An 18,376-nucleotide genomic window follows, 5' to 3' on the forward strand; every position below is an offset into this window, starting at 1 on the left:
CCTTTTAATCTGTTTCTGCTAGTTCCTGTAAATAAGACCAACGTTCAATTAACTGTTCATACTCTTCGTTCAAAGTTGTTAACTTTTCATTCAATTCTCTGATCTTGTCATAATCTGAACCCGCTTGAAGCATCTCAGCTTCCGTTGTTTCAATCGTTGCTTCAAGTTGTGCAATGGAAGCATCGATTGTTTCCCATTCACGCTTTTCCGAGTACGTCATCCGCTTTTTAACCGGTTTTTGCGGTGCTGGTGTATGATTGACACGATCAGCAGCTTGACTAGCCGGTTGCACTTTTACATCGCTTTGTCGATCGATGTAATCTGAATAGACATCAAAAACCGTTTCCACTTCTCCTGCTCCATCTAGTACCCACAATTTTGTAGACGTGCGATCCAAAAAGAATCGATCATGCGAAATGGTTAGTACAACGCCAGGAAACGATTCAATGAACCCTTCAAGCACAGATAGCGTTTCAATATCTAAATCATTCGTCGGCTCGTCGAGTAGAAGGACATTAGGTTGTTCCATTAATAATTTCAACAAATACAATCTTTTTCGCTCGCCACCTGAAAGTTTTCCAATCGGCGTGCCGTGTGACGATGTCGGGAATAAAAACCTCTCAAGCATTTGCGTAGCAGAAATCCGATTCCCACTACTGTCCTCAATATCATTGGATACTTCACGAATATACTCAATGATTCTTTTGTCTGGTTCCATTGCAGGTACTTGTTGATGGAAATGGGCGATTTTAACCGTAGAACCTTTTTCAATCGTTCCACTATCTGGCAGCAGTTCACCTGCAATCATTTTCAATAGCGTGGACTTTCCTGCTCCATTCGGACCGACAATCGCGATACGCTCTCCAGATTGCAATAAAAAGCTAAAAGACTTGATAACAGTCCGATCGTCATAGGATTTTGAAATAGCAGTTCCTTCAATGACTTTTTTACCGAGTCTAGAGGTTTGTAAGGAAACATCCATTTCTAAAGAAGCGTCACCTTTTTTCACCGCTTCTTCTAAATCCGTAAATCGATCAATCCGCGCTTTCTGTTTCGTCGACCTCGCTTTCGCCCCTCTTCGTATCCATTTTAATTCGGAACGGTAACGGTTACGCAATTTTGCATCCGTCGCTTGTTTCATCTCTTCTCGTATTGCTTTTGCTTCCAAATAATCTCCGAAATTTCCTGTATGCGCATAGAGTGTACGATCAGCCAATTCGTATATGTGTGTCGAAACAGCGTCCAAGAAGTACCGATCATGTGTGATGAAAATAACTGCACTTTTTTCGTTTTTCATGTATTCCTGCAGCCATTTAATGGATTGCACGTCAAGATGGTTCGTCGGTTCATCCAATAACAACAGGTCAGAAGGCTCAATGAGTACTTTTGCTAATAAAACACGCTTTTGCTGTCCACCCGATAACTCACCCATCTTTTTGTCAAAGGTGTCAATACCAAGTTTCGTCAAAATCATCCTCGCTTTTGTATTGACATCCCAAGCAGACTTCGCATCCATTTCATTTTGCAAACGCGAAAAATTCTCTTGGAATGCGATCGAAGCAGGATTGTTCGTCAATTCCGTTAATGCATGTTCGTATTCTAAATTTAATTGAAGAATCGGCGCATCAGAAGTAAAAACGGTTTCCATCACCGTTTTCTCTGCATCGACTTCTGGGTCTTGCGCTAAATAAGTGATTGTATATTTATTCGGATGTTCTTTCGTTATCGTATCAGCTTCTTCGACACCGGCTATGATTGAGAGTAGAGTTGACTTCCCTGTTCCATTCACTCCAATTAGTCCTACTTTTTCCCCTTTACCAATGGTGAATTCGATGTTTTTAAATAATGTTTTTTCTCCAACAGTTTTCGTTAAACCTTCAATAATCAATTGACTCATGTGAACACATCCATTTCTACTAACAACTCTCTTCATCATAACGTATCTCTACAATTTTTTGAATGTATAGTGCTTGGTACTTTGAAATATCAGTTCCCCATTATTCATGTGCATGAAGTGGTTTTTCTCGGGGAAGATACTTCTGTCAGCCGATTATTTTTCATACATACAACGAGAAATGAAAATATTTACAAATCTTATTTTTAAAATAAATCAAATGACTAAAAAGGCATTAATTTCAGCATTAAATGAAATTTAAATTTGGAAATATTTATTTTGACATTACAAAATCATTATTTATATAATAATGCAATACGAAAAGGAGGCAAATTCTCAATGTCGCAATTTACAAAAAAAGAGATCGTAGAAAGCGTTCCGCAATCTGGTTTCTTTGGGCAACCAAAAGGATTGTTTACGTTGTTTTTCACAGAATTTTGGGAACGTTTTTCATATTATGGAATGAGAGCTATCCTCGTTTTTTATATGTATTACGAAGTTTCAAAAGGCGGGTTAGGATTAAGTGAGTCGACAGCTTTAGCGATTGTTTCGATTTACGGCTCATTAGTGTATATGTCCGGGATTATTGGTGGCTGGCTCGCTGACCGGGTTTTCGGAACGTCAAGAGCTGTTTTTTATGGCGGAATTTTAATCATGCTTGGGCATATCGTCCTTGCGTTACCTGGTAGTTTGACACTGTTCTTTATTTCCATGGGGTTAATTGTTCTAGGGACAGGTCTTCTCAAACCAAACGTGTCAACGATTGTCGGAGATATTTATAGCGAAGACGATGTACGGATTGACTCCGGTTTCAGTATATTTTATATGGGTATCAACATGGGGAGCTTCATCGCACCGTTAACAGTTGGTACACTCGGCTTAAAGTACAACTTCCATCTCGGATTCGGTCTTGCGGCAGTAGGGATGTTCGCAGGTCTCGTACTTTTTGTCTTAACGAAGAAGAAAAATTTAGGTTTAGCCGGCACGCAAATTGCCAATCCTTTATCGCCGGTAGAACGAAGTAAATATTTAAAGATTTTCCTAAGTGCTATTGTTGTGCTCGGCATCCTCATTTTTGTATCCGCACAACAAGGTTGGCTAACATTTACGTCATTCATTGCACTCGTCGGTGTATTAGGTTTCTTAATTCCATTCACGTACTTCTTTGTCATGTACCGGAGTAAGAAGACGACTGCGGATGAAAAATCCAGAATTCTTGCTTATATCCCACTGTTCCTTGCATCCGTTATGTTTTGGGCGATCGCTGAACAAGGTTCTACGATTCTTGCACTTTATGCGGACAAGCGAACAAACTTGGATGCGCTAGGATTCCATATTGAACCTGCTTGGTTCCAATCATTGAATCCATTGTTCATCTTCACGCTCGCACCTGTTTTTGCATGGCTATGGATTAAAATGGGCAAACGTCAACCGACAATCCCACAAAAATTCGCATTCGGAATCTTGTTTGCAGGTCTTTCATTCATCGTCATATTAGTACCAGCATTTTTAGGCGGATCCGACACACTTGTCAATCCAATTTGGCTCGTACTTAGTATCTTCATCGCTGTGTTAGGTGAACTCTGTTTATCACCAGTAGGACTTTCTGCTACAACAAAATTAGCGCCTGTAGCGTTCTCTGCACAAACGATGAGTTTATGGTTCCTATCAAATGCTGCAGCTCAAGCATTGAATGCTCAAATTGTACAGTTTTACTCACCCAAAAATGAAATGATGTATTTTGGTGTAATCGGCGGAATTGCGATCGGTTTAAGTATTCTTTTATTCGCCATCTCCCCTATTATTCTTAAATACATGAAAGGTATTAAATAAATAAGCTTGTTTTGATTAAGATTGCATGAAGGACAATTTGCCCTTCATGCAATTTTTTTTGGTTTAAAAGAGTCGAGTTATGATAGAGCTGACCGGCATTTTGAATGTTTTATTTGACCGTGAGCACTTGAATGTGGAGGTAACGGGCATTTAGACGTGTTCTATTTGACCGCGACCACCGGAAAATGAAGGTAACGGTCACTTAGAAGTAATCTATTTACCCGCGAGCACTGAAATTTGGAGCTAACGGTCACTTAGAAGTATTCTATTTACCCGCGAGCGCTGGAATATGGAGCTAACGGTCACTTAGAAGTATTCTATTTACCCGCGAGCGCTGGAATATGGAGCTAATGGTCACTTAGAAGTATTCTATTTACCCGCGAGCACTGCAATATGGAGATGCCAGGCATTTAGAAGTGTTCTATTTGACCGTTAGCACCGGAAAATGAAGGTAACGGTCACTTAGAAGTATTCTATTTACCCGCGAGCACTGAAATATGGAGCTAACGGTCACTTAGAAGTATTCTATTTGACCGTGAGCATCGAAAAATGAAGGTAACGGTCACTTAGAAGTGTTCTATTTGACCGCGACCACCGGAAAATGAAGGTAACGGTCACTTAGAAGTGTTCTATTTGACCACGACCACTGGAATATGGAGCTAACGGTCATTTAGATGTGCTTTATTTGACCGTGAGTACTGAAATATGGAGCTAACGGTCACTTAGAAGTGTTCTATTTACTCGCGAGCTCTAGAAAATGCAGCTAACGGTAATTTAGATGTGCTCTATTGGACCGCGAACACTGAAGTACGGATCCAACGGGCAATTAGCCAAGAAAATCCATACAGCTTACAACACGGTTCCTCCTCCCTTACATCAATGAATATGACATAACCGCCATTTAACACAGACAATACAGCGTCCCTTCTATTTCGTCGTAGCCGTCAATACATTAGAGTAGCATCGGTATTCATTTCATCTGAAAAGAGGTTCTGTATTGATTATTGGCTTAACGATTATTCTACTGATGGTGCTATTTTTGCCGTTTATAAGCCGTTCGATTGAACATAACTTGGAGTTATTTCTATTAGTAATGGGTGTCATAGCGGTAATTGTTGCAGACGTGCTAACGGGTGAGTTGCTTCGTAAAGCACTTGCCGAACCGCTCCACATTTCACTCGCAGTCATTGTCGCAGGCATCTTATTCAGACTTCTTCATCGTCCATTTAGTAAATCTGTTAGAAAGTTAGGGACGATTATTCCGTTTCGTTTGTTCGTTGCATTGATTATCATCATACTTGGTTTGCTTTCAAGCGTGATCACAGCAATTATTGCAGCGCTTGTTTTAGTAGCAATCGTAACCGTTCTTGGATTACCACGCAAAGATGCTATCCGTTTTGTCATACTTGCCTGCTATTCAATTGGATTAGGCGCAGTGTTGACACCAATCGGCGAACCGTTGTCAACAATTGCAACAAGTAAATTGGACGCTGACTTCTTTTATTTGTTTCGGTTGATTGGCCCTGCCGTCATACCCGGCGTGCTCGCGTTCGGTCTATTAGCAGCTTGTATCGTCCGCCCTCCCGAACGTCCAATGCACATAAAAGAGAAGCCAAAGCACGACAAACCTTTGGACATTTTCACTCGAGGCGTTAAAGTATATGTATTTGTTATGGCGTTGACTTTTCTTGGGGCTGGATTTGAACCTTTCATCCGTACCTTGTTACTCGACATTCCCCCTACAACACTGTACTGGCTCAATATGATTTCAGCTGTTTTAGACAATGCAACACTGGCCGCTGCAGAAATTAGTCCTGAAATGGAAGAAGCAACGATTCAATCCATTTTGTTAGGGCTGTTAATTAGCGGCGGAATGTTGATCCCCGGAAATATCCCCAACATCATCGCAGCGAATAAACTACAAATTACAAGTGGCGAGTGGGCAAAGTTTGGGATTCCAGTTGGACTTGTGACGATGATTTTGTATTTTATCGGAATCATTCTATTCGTTTAACCTAGCTACTATCGTAAAAAAACCTGGCCCTTTGAATAAGGACCAGGTTTTCTAAATGCTGTTATTTCTTTTTCGTCAAACGTCCAAGTGCAAACGCGCCTGCCGCTAAGCCGATCATCGTGTTTGTCTTTTTGTTAAATACTTGTTTGACAATCAAATTCATATTTTGTGGACGCTCAGCTAGCCTACGCATGAAGTAGCCGTACCAATCTTGTCCAAAAGGAACGTACGTACAGAAATTGTAGCCTTCTTTCGCTAATTCGAGTTGCATATCTTTTCTGAAGCCATATAACATTTGGAATTCAAACTTGTCATTTGAAATGTTATGCTCTTTCACAAAACGTTTCACATGATTAATAACATTATGGTCATGCGTAGCGATGGACGTGAATTTACCGTTCAATAAATGCCATTCAATCAACTTAATGTAGTTCTCATCAATTGTTGCCTTGTCTTGATACGCATATTCTGCAGGCTCTTTGTATGCACCTTTAACAATGCGAAGACGGTAATTTTTATGTTTATGCAAATCTTCTTCCGCACGGAAAAAGTATGCTTGAATAACGGTACCAATGTTATCATAATCCACCGAAAGTTCATCCAACAAATCAAAAGATGGTTGTAAACGTCCATAGTCTTCCATATCGAAATTTACAAAAATACCATACTTGTGCGCAGCTGCGACAATTTCTTGGATATTGGATTTACAGAAATCATAATCGATATCTAAGCCTAATTGGGAAGGCTTCAACGAAATATGTGCATCTACTTCGTTTTCATGGATCGCTTCAACTACTGCAAGAATTTGTTCTTTCGCAGCAAGCGCTTCTTCTTTTTCGAAAACAAACTCGCCTAAATTATCGACAGTACAAGAAATGCCATGTCTGTTCAATTCTTTAATGCTCTCGATTGTTTCTGCAATGTTTGTGCCAGCAACAACATGTTGTGCGCCCATTTTCAAACCATATTTTTTCGCTGCGCTATTCAAAAATTGATTTTGAGATAGGCCGATAAAGAAATCTTTTAACATTTCCATTACTCCTCGACATAAATATTATTTTTCCTCCTGCATTATATCACAGCATTCGCTAATCGACACCGTATTAAGCCAGAAAAAGAATATTGAATAATTTACCACCCACATAGTAAACAACCAATTATTCTCAGTATCCATTGAAATTGAGAGAACTTCTATTTTCAGTATTTCAAAAATCTTTGTTTTTCATGAAACTTTATGGTTAAATTAATGAGAGAGGAAAACAGATGTTTGAATTTAGGGGGGCTTTTTGTGACAGAGAAAACAATTTTTGAGTTATTACATACGATTGAACAAGTAACACATAAAATGCTAGTACGCTGGCGCCAAGCATCAAATATCGACCTAGGGATTTCACACATCCTTGTCCTTCATGAATTGAAAACACACGGTGAATGCAGACCATCTGATTTAGCGAAAAATTTGAATTTCACACCTGCTTCCTTGACGCATTTATCAACAAAACTGACAAATCAAAAGCTGATTTCAAGACGACAAGATGAGTCAGATCGCCGAACGACTTACTGGGCGATTACTGATAAGGGCAAAGAAATCTTAAATGAAGCACATGAAAATGGACAAAATGTGCGGAAGGACTTGTTTTCCCATTTATCTGAAGAAGAACGACTTGCAATGTTAACCATTTATAAAAAACTAGATGACGCGTTAAACTAAACTACAACAATAAAACCGGCAGAAACGAGAGCGGAAAGACCTCGTTTCTGCAGGTTCATTTATGATGTCAATTCTGCTCTTTTATACCCCAGGAATTGTTTCTCCAACAACGCACCTAACGAAAAGATCGCGTCTTCATTCCCGTTCTTCCCGATGATTTGTAGCCCGATTGGCATGCCGTCTTCGTCTGTTCCAATTGGTATCGTCAATGCCGGCAAACCCCATGTGTTGGCATACGCTGTAAAAGGCATGTATTGCAAAAATGTTTTTTGAATCGAAAAAATCTCTTTGTATACGACATTATGCCGAGGCGCCGCTGTATGATAAACCGGCATGATCAGCAGTCGGTGTTCCAAGTACGCTTCTAACAGCTTATCTCCTTCTGCTAACTCATTTCTCATTTCACTCATTCTTCGATGAGAAGGTTTAAATAGAGCAGCTCCAATGAGTGCCCAAGATAAGTAGCGATGAATGTCGGCATTTCCTTTCCACAGCTCTTTCACAAACGCAATATGCGGACTGCGTGAACGAGAACCGAACGCATGACTTGACGTAGCCTTCCCTCCATCAATCGACATAATTTCCTGCCAGAGCAGTGCTGACTGATCTAGCAAAGGAACCGGTTCCCTCTCCGTAGAAAATTTATCCTCTAAAAATACATACACATCGTTCAACAGCTTACTCGTTCGAGCAGAAAGCGGATAATTTGTTGTACGGAATACATTAAGTGTGAATGAATCTAAAGATTGTTCTACGATGCTTTTATCACTAATTATGGAATAGAGCAGTTTCGCATCTCTAACCGACTTTGCGATTGGCCCAATTCCAAGCATGCGTTGTTGTAAGTCATTGTCGACATAAGGAAAGCTCCCGTCTTGTGATACACTTCCATTCCCAGATTTAAAGCCAATCACGCCATTAAAATGACTAGGAAATCGAATCGAGCCCCCGATGTCCGAACCGAGTCCTACGGCAGCACATCCTAACGCAATTGCAGCCCCTTCACCACCACTCGAACCTCCTGCCGTGCGATCGAGGTTCCAAGGATTATTCGTCCGACCGTATAATTTATTGTCTGTCTCTTGGCAAAAGCATAATTCGGGTGTATTCGTTTTGCCTAAAATAATGGCCCCTTCCGCTTTCAAACGATCCACGACTTCTGCATCTTCATCAGGTACGAAACCCTTTAACCGTTGTAATCCACCCGTTGTTTGCATGCCCATTACATCGAAAGATTCCTTCATACTAATCGGTACGCCAAATAATGCCCCTTTCGCTTCTCCTGTTGCAAGCAAACGGTCTGCCTCTTCCGCTTCTTGAAGTGCTACTGAAAAACGATCCTCAGTCAGGAAGTTAACAGCCGGATTTGTATCTTTAATCCGTTGTATGTATGTTTCTGTAATCTCGGTAACTGTCATCTGTTTTTGTTCGATTAACTGTTTAATACTGACAGCATCTGCGTCCAAAACGTTAACAGTTTTATCTTTTATCAACACATCCCCCACTTGTCTCATCCCCCTCTTTAAATTGTTCCATTTTATTCATTATAATGAAAGTTAGAACAAGAGACAATTGCAGGATTGGAGGAAATGAAATGGACACATCTTTCGACAGTCCACTTCACTCCTAGAGATCCTTTTACAGATTCAGAAAGATGACGATAAGAATAAGCAGGAAAGAACCTCCTAATGCAGCCCATTGACCACCATCAGGATTTTCTGGCCGACTATCCCATTTCTGCATACGCTTCATCTCCTTTCTGATTACCTGCTAGTAAAACTATTGCCGACAAACTTTTTGATTAAACAATACCGCTAACCAATCGGTAGCTTATGGTAAACTGATTGGTAGAACGGAGGCCATTCTATGAAATTATTTATCGTGAACCCTGCTTCTGGAAACGGTCGTGCGTTGAATCACTGGAAACAACTCCAACTCATTTTGGATCAGAAAACCGTTGACTACCAAATGATTCTTTGCACAGACATCGCAACAACACAGCGCACCATTGAAGAGCGCATACACACGCTCCCTATCGATGCAGTCGTCGTTATTGGAGGCGACGGAACCATCAACGGTGTCGTACAAGTATTGGCATACTTAGATATTCCGCTTGCCGTCTTTCCGAGCGGATCCGGTAATGACATTTGCCGTAATTTTGCTTTATCCAACGAGCCGAATGCTTTCGTTGAAAAGTTACTTGAACACTCGATTGTTTCGATTGATTTGCTACGAGTAAATGATCGATATGGCGTCACGGTCGCCGGAATTGGTTTAGACGCGAAAATTGGTGCCCGTGCCGAAACATCTACCTATAAAAAGTGGCTGAACCATATGAATAAAGGTGCTTTTGCGTATACAGTGGCTGCATGCATTGAATTTTTTCTGTATAAACCATTTACAGCAACGATGAAAATCGACGGCGTAGAACGTACTATTTCCAAACTATGGCTGCTTGCTGTAGGTAACTGCAGCACATATGGCGGGGGTATGGTCATTTGCCCGGATGCCGATCCTACAGATGGTTTTCTCCAATTGACGATGTTACATTCAGCAACACGACAAAAAATCATCACCTCTCTCTTCCCTGCCCTGTTACGAGGAAAGAAAATTGTGCAAGAAGAAGTGTCTTATCAATCTGCCAGACAGATTTCGATTAACGCAAATCGAATTGTCCCGATTGTCATCGACGGTGAAGTTCATTATTCTGATCGATATGCGATCTCAATTGCACAAGGAGCATTGCAAGTACTTCTTACTGGCAATCAGAAGGATAATCTTTTCATAAAGAAAACGCTTACATAATTAATTGAATTTCCAGTATTGAACAATTCATTAAAATTCATAGTCAATTTAGAACAATCTTATGTTAATTCCTCCACTTTCATGTTATTATAATTAAATCTTTACAGGCGTGTTGATTAACCAATTTATAGCATTTTAGACTAAACAATAATCCTTATGATTCTGATAAACACCGGATATCCGCTCCAGGCGGACGCGTTCCGCGGGCACGGCTTCAGCCAAGCGAACTGCGAAGGGTGAGCTTTGCCGTATTTCTGTGTTTTTTACAGAAATTAAGGCAGCAACTTATTCCCTCGCTTCGCTCAGTCCAGGGTCTTCAGCTCGCGCTGTTCCCGCAGGAAAAGTCGTACCGAAGAACGACTTTTGCGAACAAAAGCGAAGCGTTGAGAGCACATCTTTGCATTTCGCCGCCTTCCGCTCCAATCCTAATGAGCTTTTTATAAAGCGAGAGGCAAATAAGTGGTCGTCACAAACTAGTTGGCTGGAGTGCAGGTGCCGACTCCTGCGGGGGGTAGCATGAATGGTGAGACCCCGCAGGGAGCAAAGCGGACGAGGAGGCTCACCCGTGCCCCGCGGAAAGCGTGCGCCGGAACGCAAGCCAACGGGTTCGAAGAAGTCTATATAAATAAGTTGTTAATCAACAGACCTGACATCTTTATGAAGTAACGGAAGGAATGAGCGTATGACGAAATTAGCGAATAGTAAACCTAAAACGGTACATGTGGAAGATATCTTGATTGCCAATCAATTGCTAAAAGATGTTGTGTCCCACACACCGCTGCAAAAAAATGAACGACTCTCTGAAAAATATGATTGCCACGTCTATATTAAACGCGAAGATCTGCAACATGTGCGCTCGTTCAAACTACGAGGAGCTTACTACAAAATGAAGCGAGTGGAGCACGAAGCGAGAGAGAATGGCGTAGTTTGTGCTAGTGCAGGTAACCATGCGCAGGGTGTCGCATACGCCTGTGCCCACTTAGAGATTAGCGGCAAGATCTTCATGCCCCAAACGACACCGAAACAGAAAGTCAACCAAGTACGAATGTTTGGTAGGAATTATGTCGAAATCATCTTAGTCGGCGATACATTCGATGATTCTTTTGCGCATGCCATGGATTGTGCAACGAGTGAGAATCGAATTTTCATCCATCCTTTTGACGATGTAGACATCATTGCAGGTCAAGGGACGGTCGCTGTTGAAATTATGAATGATGTCGAAGAGCCGATCGACTTTGTATTTGGCAGTATCGGCGGTGGCGGATTGATGTCCGGGGTGAGTACGTATATTAAGAACCTATCTCCTACAACGAAGATGATTGGTGTTGAACCCGACGGCGCTCAAAGTATGCTCGCTTCATTTAAAAATGGAGAAGTCACTTCGCTGGAAACAATTGATAAATTCATTGACGGAGCTGCTGTGAAATGTGTTGGCCAAAAAACGTATGATATTTGTCGACAATATGTCGATGCAATCGTCAGTGTCCCTGAAGGAAAAGTGTGTACTTCCATTTTGGAATTGTATAATGAGCATGCAATCATTGCTGAACCTGCAGGCGCGCTACCTATCGCAGCACTTGATTATTATAAAGAGCAAATCAAAGGAAAAGCCGTTGTATGTGTCATTAGCGGTGGGAATAACGACATCGGCAGAATGCAGGAAATTAAAGAGAAGTCGTTATTGCACGAAGGGCTCCTTTATTATTTCATCATCAATTTCCCACAACGTGCTGGTGCCCTTCGGCAATTCTTGGATTCCGTTTTAGGTCCGGATGATGACATCACAACATTTGAATATACAAAGAAGCATAATAAGGAAAACGGGCCAGGACTCGTCGGTATTGAAGTGAAGCGAAAAGAAGATTATGACGGCTTGTTGGAACGTATGCGACAAAACGGCTTCCCTTTTACGGAAGTGAACAAAGATAGTACGTTGTTTGAGTTGTTGATTTGACTAAAATAAACCTGCAAACAACGTTTCTCTAGTTGTTTGCAAGTTTATTTATTTATTAAAAATCGAGAGTTTCTTATTTCTACTTGGAAAATCATAATATTGTTCACTAAATTACGTCATATCTCATGTGTGCCCGTTATAACTTACAAAGTTGTTACATTGTTTAATATAACGCACCACTCCCAGCGAAACTGATTTATTTTGGGGAAAGTAAAAAAGAGCAGCACATGCCGCCCTTCTGATTTTTACCACACACTATTCTTTTACAATAATTAAATTGATAGGCCCAGTATTGCTGGATGATTTGTCTATTTTAAATTTGGAATCCTCTCTTTTAATCTGTAAAGGACCATACATTTTTTCAGTTTCACTTAGTGAAACACTACCAAACCAATATACATAGTTTTGAATGCTTTCTCCTTTACAAAATAGAATAAGTACACGATCATCTCGATATGCTATAGAAAAATCACTAATTCGATTCACGGAAATGCCATAATTATTCTTTATCCTCGTTTTTTCCGTATATGGAGTGACTAAGATTATATTATCCCAATCACCATTTACTGCTTTACCAAAATCAACATATTCATCCTGTTGAACTTCTTTTTCAATATTTGAGCGAATCATATCGTTTTCATTTATTTTATAAATATTATACGCTACCACTGCTATTGTTATAGTTAAAGAAAAAAAAACAAACACTTAAAAAGTTTTTGGGATTTTAATCTCATTTATTAGCTCCTGTACTATTTGTATTTACTAAAGATGTTTTCACACCAATGTCAGTTCCACGGAATCTTTTCATTTCACCTTTTTTTACAGCTTCATTTATCATCTGAAGTGCCATTCTATCGAACAAATCAGCATTACCTGCAAATTGTGCGAGTTTAGGACCATAGCTGATTCCAACATCGTTATTATTCAAGTCCATACTTCTTGCTAATGCAGTATAATTAGGACTTGGAAAGTCATTTTCATGGGCTATTCCAAATCTCCTCGAAAAATCAGAACCTGCAACCCCAGCTGAAGAAACAGCCATCCACAAAGAATGTCTAAATGCATCTGCATTATCATCTTCTCCACCTGAATAATACTTTTGATAATGATTCATAGCGAATTTAGCTGCAGATAAAACAGCTATACCTTTCACTAAACTCTCGTTAAACACTTTCTTTTCATTAGGACCTAATTTGTCTTTTATTATTGTCAAGTCACCATAAGAGAATGGTGAAATATCTGGACTTGCATTTATTAATTCTCCATCTGCGTTGATAATATTTAATTCAATCCCTCGTATTATTACTTCTGCCTTTAACAAATTATTTAATTCATCTTCTGAAAAGTCAGGGTTTTCATTTTGCTTTTCCCGAGAATACCTCTCCAAACTATTAATATCTAGTTTTTCAACTATTGAAGCATAGTCAATATCTTGCTTTGATACTTCAATATAATTGAAGTCGTTATTCAAATTGTTAGACGTTGATTCAAGTGCAAAGCATTCACATTAGTAGACATTAATGTAATGACAGCTACAGCTAAACCGGTTGAAAAAAGTTTGTTTTTCATTTATTCCTCTCCTTTTTTAAGTAATCCTTATATTTATCAAAGGACCTTATTTAGTATTATGAGTAATATTATACCATAAATGAGTTAACATCAATATAAATTTAGTTAACTCATCAGCGCGATTTAAATGTATGTTTGGTAATGAAATGTCTAACTCTTTAATTCCCTGGACTATGAGAATGTCCAGGTTCTGCAACTCATCTACGGTTATGTCTAGTTCTTAAGATATTCTGAATGTAACATAATACATAAAATGTTACATTCGTTTAATTGATTCTATTTGAGATTTTCACTTGAAGAAGGGTGAGGTTAGGTTAGGTTAGTTTAACAATATGTTACATTCAAAAACTATGATTTTATTGGGTTTGAATGAGGGGAAGAAAATGATAAAGACAGGTAGTGAAAAAGAAGAAATCAAAGACGTACAACAACGAGAACTTTCAAGTAGTAATAATGATACTAATCATCCAAAGGAATCAATATGAGCATTTGTTGGTGAAAAAGAAATTTGTCAGTTTCAGAATATTCTATTTTTATGTAGTTTCAGCTACAGTGTCAAAAGCACTAAACAATAGAGGATTGGCAAAGGAATGTATATTTTCCAAACCAAAAAGACACCCAAAATAATGGATGTCTTCGAACTTTACAAACCAACCGAAATATACTTCACTTCAATATACTCATCAATCCCTTGGTGGCCGCCTTCCCTTCCCAGTCCACTTTGTTTAAACCCTCCAAATGGAGCTTGCGGTGTGGATGGTAAGCCATCATTCAAGCCGACGATGCCATACTCTAGCTTTTCACTCATCCGAATACCTTTTGAAAGATTTTCCGTGAAGACATAGGCAGCCAGTCCATAAATGGAGTCATTTGCGCGTTTCAATACCTCTTCTTCAGTTGCGAAAGTTGTTATCGGTGTGACGGGACCGAATGTCTCTTCTTGCATACAAATCATGTCATCTGTCACGTTAAGTAAGACAGTTGGCTCAAAGAAAAGCCCTTCTTTCCGACTTCCACCTACGGCTACGTTAGCACCTTTTTCTTGTGCATCGTCTACATGCGATTGGACTTTTTTAACTGCAGCTTCGTCAATTAATGGGCCGATGTGAACACCTTCTTGTTTTCCGTCACCGACTTGCAATTGTTTGACCCGTTCTATGAATTTAACAGAAAACGCGTCTACGATTGATTCGTGGACATAGATACGATTGGCACAAACACATGTCTGCCCTGCGTTACGGTATTTTGCAGCGATGACACCTTCTACAGCTTTGTCGATATCACAGTCTTCCATCACAATTGCAGGTGCGTGGCCACCTAACTCCAATGATATTTTCTTCACCGTTTCAGCAGCACCACGCATAAGTAGTTTTCCGACTTCGGTTGAGCCAGTAAAAGTTAGTTTACGCACTCTCGCATCGTTCAACCATGCATCGCCAATCGCTTTCGCATCTCCTGTGACGACGTTGATGACCCCTTCAGGAATTCCTGCTTCGTGTGCTAATTTCACTAATTTTATTGCCGTGATCGGTGTTTGTTCAGCTGGTTTGATGACGACCGTACATCCTGCAGCAAGAGCTGGCCCTACTTTTCTAGTAATCATTGCCGCCGGGAAATTCCAAGGCGTAATGACAGCAACAACGCCTACTGGTTGCTTATGCACAAAAATACGTTTGTTCGAATGACTCGCAGGCACCATTTCACCATATATACGTTTCGCTTGTTCTGCATACCACGAAATGAACCCATTTGCATAATTCATTTCCCCGCGGGCTTCATGCAATGGTTTGCCTTGTTCTACCGTCATCGTTTCCGCAAGTTCATCGATATGCTCGTTAATGAGCGCATACCATTTTTCGAGAAGCGCGCTCCGTTCATAAGCCGTTCGGTCAGACCATTTCTCAAAAGCGGTGTATGCTGCGGCGACTGCTTGCGTCGCCTCCTCGGCACCACCGTCAGGGACTGTCGCAATAACATTTCCTGTTGATGGATTGGTCACATCAATTTTGGAAAGGTCTTCTCCAACGTTTTTTCCGTTAATGATCATTGAATAAGCTTTCATCTTCCTACCTCCCATGTACTCTCTCTACCTATACACAATGTATCACGCTTTTTCATCCATTTCAGTGCGCAAGCTTCAATTCTATAACCTGCTAATTTACGATACATATAGAAATATACCCTTCTACAGAACTTGCTACACTAATTAATGAAATACTCGAAAGACGGTTCAAAGAGTCTTTTCCGGGCTTGCACAGCTCTATTGATTGTCTATAATTCTTGCTATTATATTTTTATAATTGTATTCATCTTTAGGAATCACAAAATTTGTTAAGTATGAATTATCATCCTCATCGTATTGAATATTGACTATACTTTTTTCCGAAGAAGTGATCCATTCATAGTTGTCACTATTGAATAAGACCTTACTGATTGCCTTAGTATCATCGACATTTAAAACATAAATTCGATAATCATTTTTTAGTGCATTTTCTATTTCTTCGATAGAAACATTTAAAAACTCATCATTCTCGATAATGATATATTTATAATTATGAAATTCATTCATCCATTTAAGATTAGCCTTACGACTAATAAAGCTGATATTGCATATGATAAAGATATCATATCTGCCATAAACTCACTAAATACAATAAACTCACTATGAAGATCATCTATCAAAATCCTTATCCTCCTTTCGTTTAATGAAACATTTACCTTATAATAGAGTATAAAACAAAGTGTGTGGGAAATATAGGTAATATAAACGAAAAATACAAAATAGTACTTCATGCCTGATAAAAAGAAACTCTAAAAAAGTTAAACAAAACACCGTTTCATTCCGAACGGTGTTTTGTGTGTTTAGTGTATTAAAATTTATTGTAACTTCACAATTGAAACGGAAATAGTGCCCTTCTTTTTCTAGAAATATTGTTATTTATATTTGTATATCCAACTATGAATCTTGTACTTTATATCACTTGTGCTATCTTTACTATCATCAACAATCAAGGACAGGAGAGCAAACCAAGAGATTTCCTGGAGTAGAATTAGGGATTATTACGCTAAATAAAAAGGCATGAAAGCAGTCGTTAAATTGCTTTCATGCTTTTTCTATTCATTCTAACGAATCGTTTTCCGTTCCCTAAACAACAAAAATTGTTCAATAATAATTGCAAGAATCGTTCCAGTGATCAAGCCATTGGACAAGACAGCCGTCAGGGCGTGCGGCAAATTTGACATACTCACTTGTGGGATGAACATAATTCCGACCCCTACCATGAGCCCGATTGCTGTCACTTTAAACGCGCGCTGTTCGTTCGATTCCGCGCGCAATTCGTAAAAAGCCATCTCGACCATCTTCGTAAAGATTGCAAACGTCACTGCATAGGCGACTGCCGCTGGAAGCGAAGCAAAAACAGACATGACGGCCGGAAAAATTGTAATGACGATTAGCATGATGCTTCCAATTACAAACGGTTTTAGCGATGCCATTCGCGTTGCACCAACAAATCCTGCTGATCCTGAAATCGGAACTGGCCCGATTGCAGAAAATAGACCTGCAAGGAGATGATTGACACCTGATGCGATCGATCCTTGTTTCATCCGATCAGGTGGAGTGATCGCAAAGGATTGTTTCAACAAACTCTCCATGACGCGAATTGATGCCATCATATTGGCGATAAGTAACAGCGTGATGAATGAGGCTGTGACGACGACACCACTGTCCCAAACCGGCTTACCATATACGAATACATCAGGCAGTTTCAGGATTTGGTCTAAATTCGGTCGGACCATATCCGCTTTTCCGATAAGAAGAAATAAGATCCAACCAAACCCGATAGAAAGCAATACAGAATACCTCGATATCCATGGAACTTTATGATTCATCGTAAACATCGTAACAATGACAACAAGGAAACTGCCGATGAATAACAGACCGTCAATACGATCTTCCGGTCCCCCTACACCGACCATTCCACGCAGAAATGTTCCGCTCAACTGAAGAATAAGCAGCATTAAATACGTAAATGTCACTGCCGGCGTAAATAGTTTTTTCATCTTACCGATTAGACCTGATAAAGCTAGGAGGACGAAAAGCACACCACTCACAATCATCCCGCTTTGTAACGATTGTAAGGCATCTTCATTCGTCGGATATAAAACACCTACCATGCCCGCATAAACAACAAAAATGCCCCACCATAAGCCGGCTGGCCCTTCATTTATCGGCATACGATGACCGAAAATGGCCTGGACGACACATGCGACACCGAGCACAAACATTGTCCGTTGGATGAACAGTGCTGTTTCAGCAGGATCCATTCCAAAAACATTTGCAATGGCAATGGGTGCAGCGATCGATGACGCAATTAAAAAAACGGCCCATTGCAAGCCACCTAATACATACTTCATAAACACACCTCGATAACGATTGATTCATTTTTTTCTGTTCTTTAGTATAACACTTCAAGTACCGAAGTATTGTTTTATTGAAAAGATTGATTTTTAGCTTATCCCCTTAAAGTAACCATCTTGTAATATTCGTCATGTTTGAAACGAATGACGAAGGGTAATTTCATGAATAGCAATTAC

Annotated in this window: 13 protein-coding genes; 5 read left to right on the forward strand and 8 right to left on the reverse strand. The window is 39.9% G+C overall.

Annotation, left to right across the window (positions count from 1 at the left end; all coding sequences use genetic code 11):
• Positions 1-4: 4 nt before the first annotated feature.
• Complete coding sequence (locus tag QT711_RS11610) at positions 5-1,897, reverse strand: ABC-F family ATP-binding cassette domain-containing protein (protein WP_317944423.1); 1,893 nt, start codon at positions 1,895-1,897, stop codon at positions 5-7.
• A 336-nt stretch (positions 1,898-2,233) separates the two neighbouring features.
• On the opposite strand from QT711_RS11610, the gene QT711_RS11615 reads away from it, so the two are divergent.
• Positions 2,234-3,727, forward strand: coding sequence for a peptide MFS transporter (locus QT711_RS11615; protein WP_317944425.1), 1,494 nt, complete (start codon positions 2,234-2,236; stop codon positions 3,725-3,727).
• A 997-nt stretch (positions 3,728-4,724) separates the two neighbouring features.
• On the forward strand, positions 4,725-5,741 hold the full coding sequence (locus QT711_RS11620) for a DUF1646 family protein (RefSeq protein ID WP_317944427.1): 1,017 nt from the start codon (positions 4,725-4,727) through the stop codon (positions 5,739-5,741).
• Between the two features lie 61 nt (positions 5,742-5,802).
• Here the strand turns inward: QT711_RS11620 and QT711_RS11625 are convergent, their stop codons facing one another.
• Positions 5,803-6,771, reverse strand: a complete 969-nt coding sequence (locus tag QT711_RS11625; RefSeq protein ID WP_317944429.1) for a proline dehydrogenase family protein — start codon at positions 6,769-6,771, stop codon at positions 5,803-5,805.
• Between the two features lie 258 nt (positions 6,772-7,029).
• On the opposite strand from QT711_RS11625, the gene QT711_RS11630 reads away from it, so the two are divergent.
• Positions 7,030-7,452: a MarR family winged helix-turn-helix transcriptional regulator gene (locus QT711_RS11630; protein WP_317944431.1), complete on the forward strand. Its 423-nt coding sequence runs from the start codon at positions 7,030-7,032 to the stop codon at positions 7,450-7,452.
• Positions 7,453-7,511: 59 nt separating this feature from the next.
• Here QT711_RS11630 and QT711_RS11635 read toward each other — a convergent pair whose 3' ends face one another.
• Entirely contained in the window at positions 7,512-8,966 is a 1,455-nt protein-coding gene (locus tag QT711_RS11635; protein WP_317944433.1) for an amidase, read from the reverse strand.
• Between the two features lie 352 nt (positions 8,967-9,318).
• On the opposite strand from QT711_RS11635, the gene QT711_RS11640 reads away from it, so the two are divergent.
• Positions 9,319-10,257 (forward strand): diacylglycerol/lipid kinase family protein, encoded by a 939-nt coding sequence (locus QT711_RS11640; RefSeq protein WP_317944435.1) that lies wholly within the window; start codon positions 9,319-9,321, stop codon positions 10,255-10,257.
• Positions 10,258-10,939: 682 nt separating this feature from the next.
• Positions 10,940-12,211 (forward strand): threonine ammonia-lyase IlvA, encoded by a 1,272-nt coding sequence (ilvA, locus tag QT711_RS11645; RefSeq protein ID WP_317944436.1) that lies wholly within the window; start codon positions 10,940-10,942, stop codon positions 12,209-12,211.
• 255 nt (positions 12,212-12,466) lie between these two features.
• On the opposite strand, the gene QT711_RS11650 is transcribed toward ilvA, so the two are convergent.
• From QT711_RS11650 to QT711_RS11670, 5 genes are all read right to left on the reverse strand, one after another.
• The gene (locus QT711_RS11650; RefSeq protein ID WP_317944438.1) at positions 12,467-12,880 is read right to left on the reverse strand and encodes a hypothetical protein; all 414 of its coding nucleotides are present in this window, start codon (positions 12,878-12,880) and stop codon (positions 12,467-12,469) included.
• A 61-nt stretch (positions 12,881-12,941) separates the two neighbouring features.
• Positions 12,942-13,682: a DUF6973 domain-containing protein gene (locus QT711_RS11655; RefSeq protein ID WP_317944440.1), complete on the reverse strand. Its 741-nt coding sequence runs from the start codon at positions 13,680-13,682 to the stop codon at positions 12,942-12,944.
• A 741-nt stretch (positions 13,683-14,423) separates the two neighbouring features.
• Positions 14,424-15,842, reverse strand: coding sequence for an NAD-dependent succinate-semialdehyde dehydrogenase (locus tag QT711_RS11660; RefSeq protein ID WP_317944441.1), 1,419 nt, complete (start codon positions 15,840-15,842; stop codon positions 14,424-14,426).
• Between the two features lie 198 nt (positions 15,843-16,040).
• Positions 16,041-16,349, reverse strand: coding sequence for a hypothetical protein (locus tag QT711_RS11665; protein WP_317944442.1), 309 nt, complete (start codon positions 16,347-16,349; stop codon positions 16,041-16,043).
• A 554-nt stretch (positions 16,350-16,903) separates the two neighbouring features.
• The gene (locus QT711_RS11670) at positions 16,904-18,196 is read right to left on the reverse strand and encodes a purine/pyrimidine permease (RefSeq protein ID WP_317944444.1); all 1,293 of its coding nucleotides are present in this window, start codon (positions 18,194-18,196) and stop codon (positions 16,904-16,906) included.
• Positions 18,197-18,376: the final 180 nt, after the last annotated feature.

The organism is Sporosarcina saromensis (genome assembly GCF_033253735.1).
GTDB lineage: Bacteria > Bacillota > Bacilli > Bacillales_A > Planococcaceae > Sporosarcina > Sporosarcina saromensis.

Bases quoted from the DNA above. Each gene is read 5' to 3' on its own strand.
- QT711_RS11610 (WP_317944423.1), bottom strand. From the start codon at position 1,897: ATGAGTCAATTGATTATTGAAGGTTTAACGAAAACTGTTGGAGAAAAA.
- QT711_RS11615 (WP_317944425.1), top strand. From the start codon at position 2,234: ATGTCGCAATTTACAAAAAAAGAGATCGTAGAAAGCGTTCCGCAATCT.
- QT711_RS11625 (WP_317944429.1), bottom strand. From the start codon at position 6,771: ATGTTAAAAGATTTCTTTATCGGCCTATCTCAAAATCAATTTTTGAAT.
- QT711_RS11635 (WP_317944433.1), bottom strand. From the start codon at position 8,966: ATGAGACAAGTGGGGGATGTGTTGATAAAAGATAAAACTGTTAACGTT.
- QT711_RS11640 (WP_317944435.1), top strand. From the start codon at position 9,319: ATGAAATTATTTATCGTGAACCCTGCTTCTGGAAACGGTCGTGCGTTG.
- ilvA (WP_317944436.1), top strand. From the start codon at position 10,940: ATGACGAAATTAGCGAATAGTAAACCTAAAACGGTACATGTGGAAGAT.
- QT711_RS11660 (WP_317944441.1), bottom strand. From the start codon at position 15,842: ATGAAAGCTTATTCAATGATCATTAACGGAAAAAACGTTGGAGAAGAC.
- QT711_RS11665 (WP_317944442.1), bottom strand. From the start codon at position 16,349: ATGAATGAATTTCATAATTATAAATATATCATTATCGAGAATGATGAG.
- QT711_RS11670 (WP_317944444.1), bottom strand. From the start codon at position 18,196: ATGAAGTATGTATTAGGTGGCTTGCAATGGGCCGTTTTTTTAATTGCG.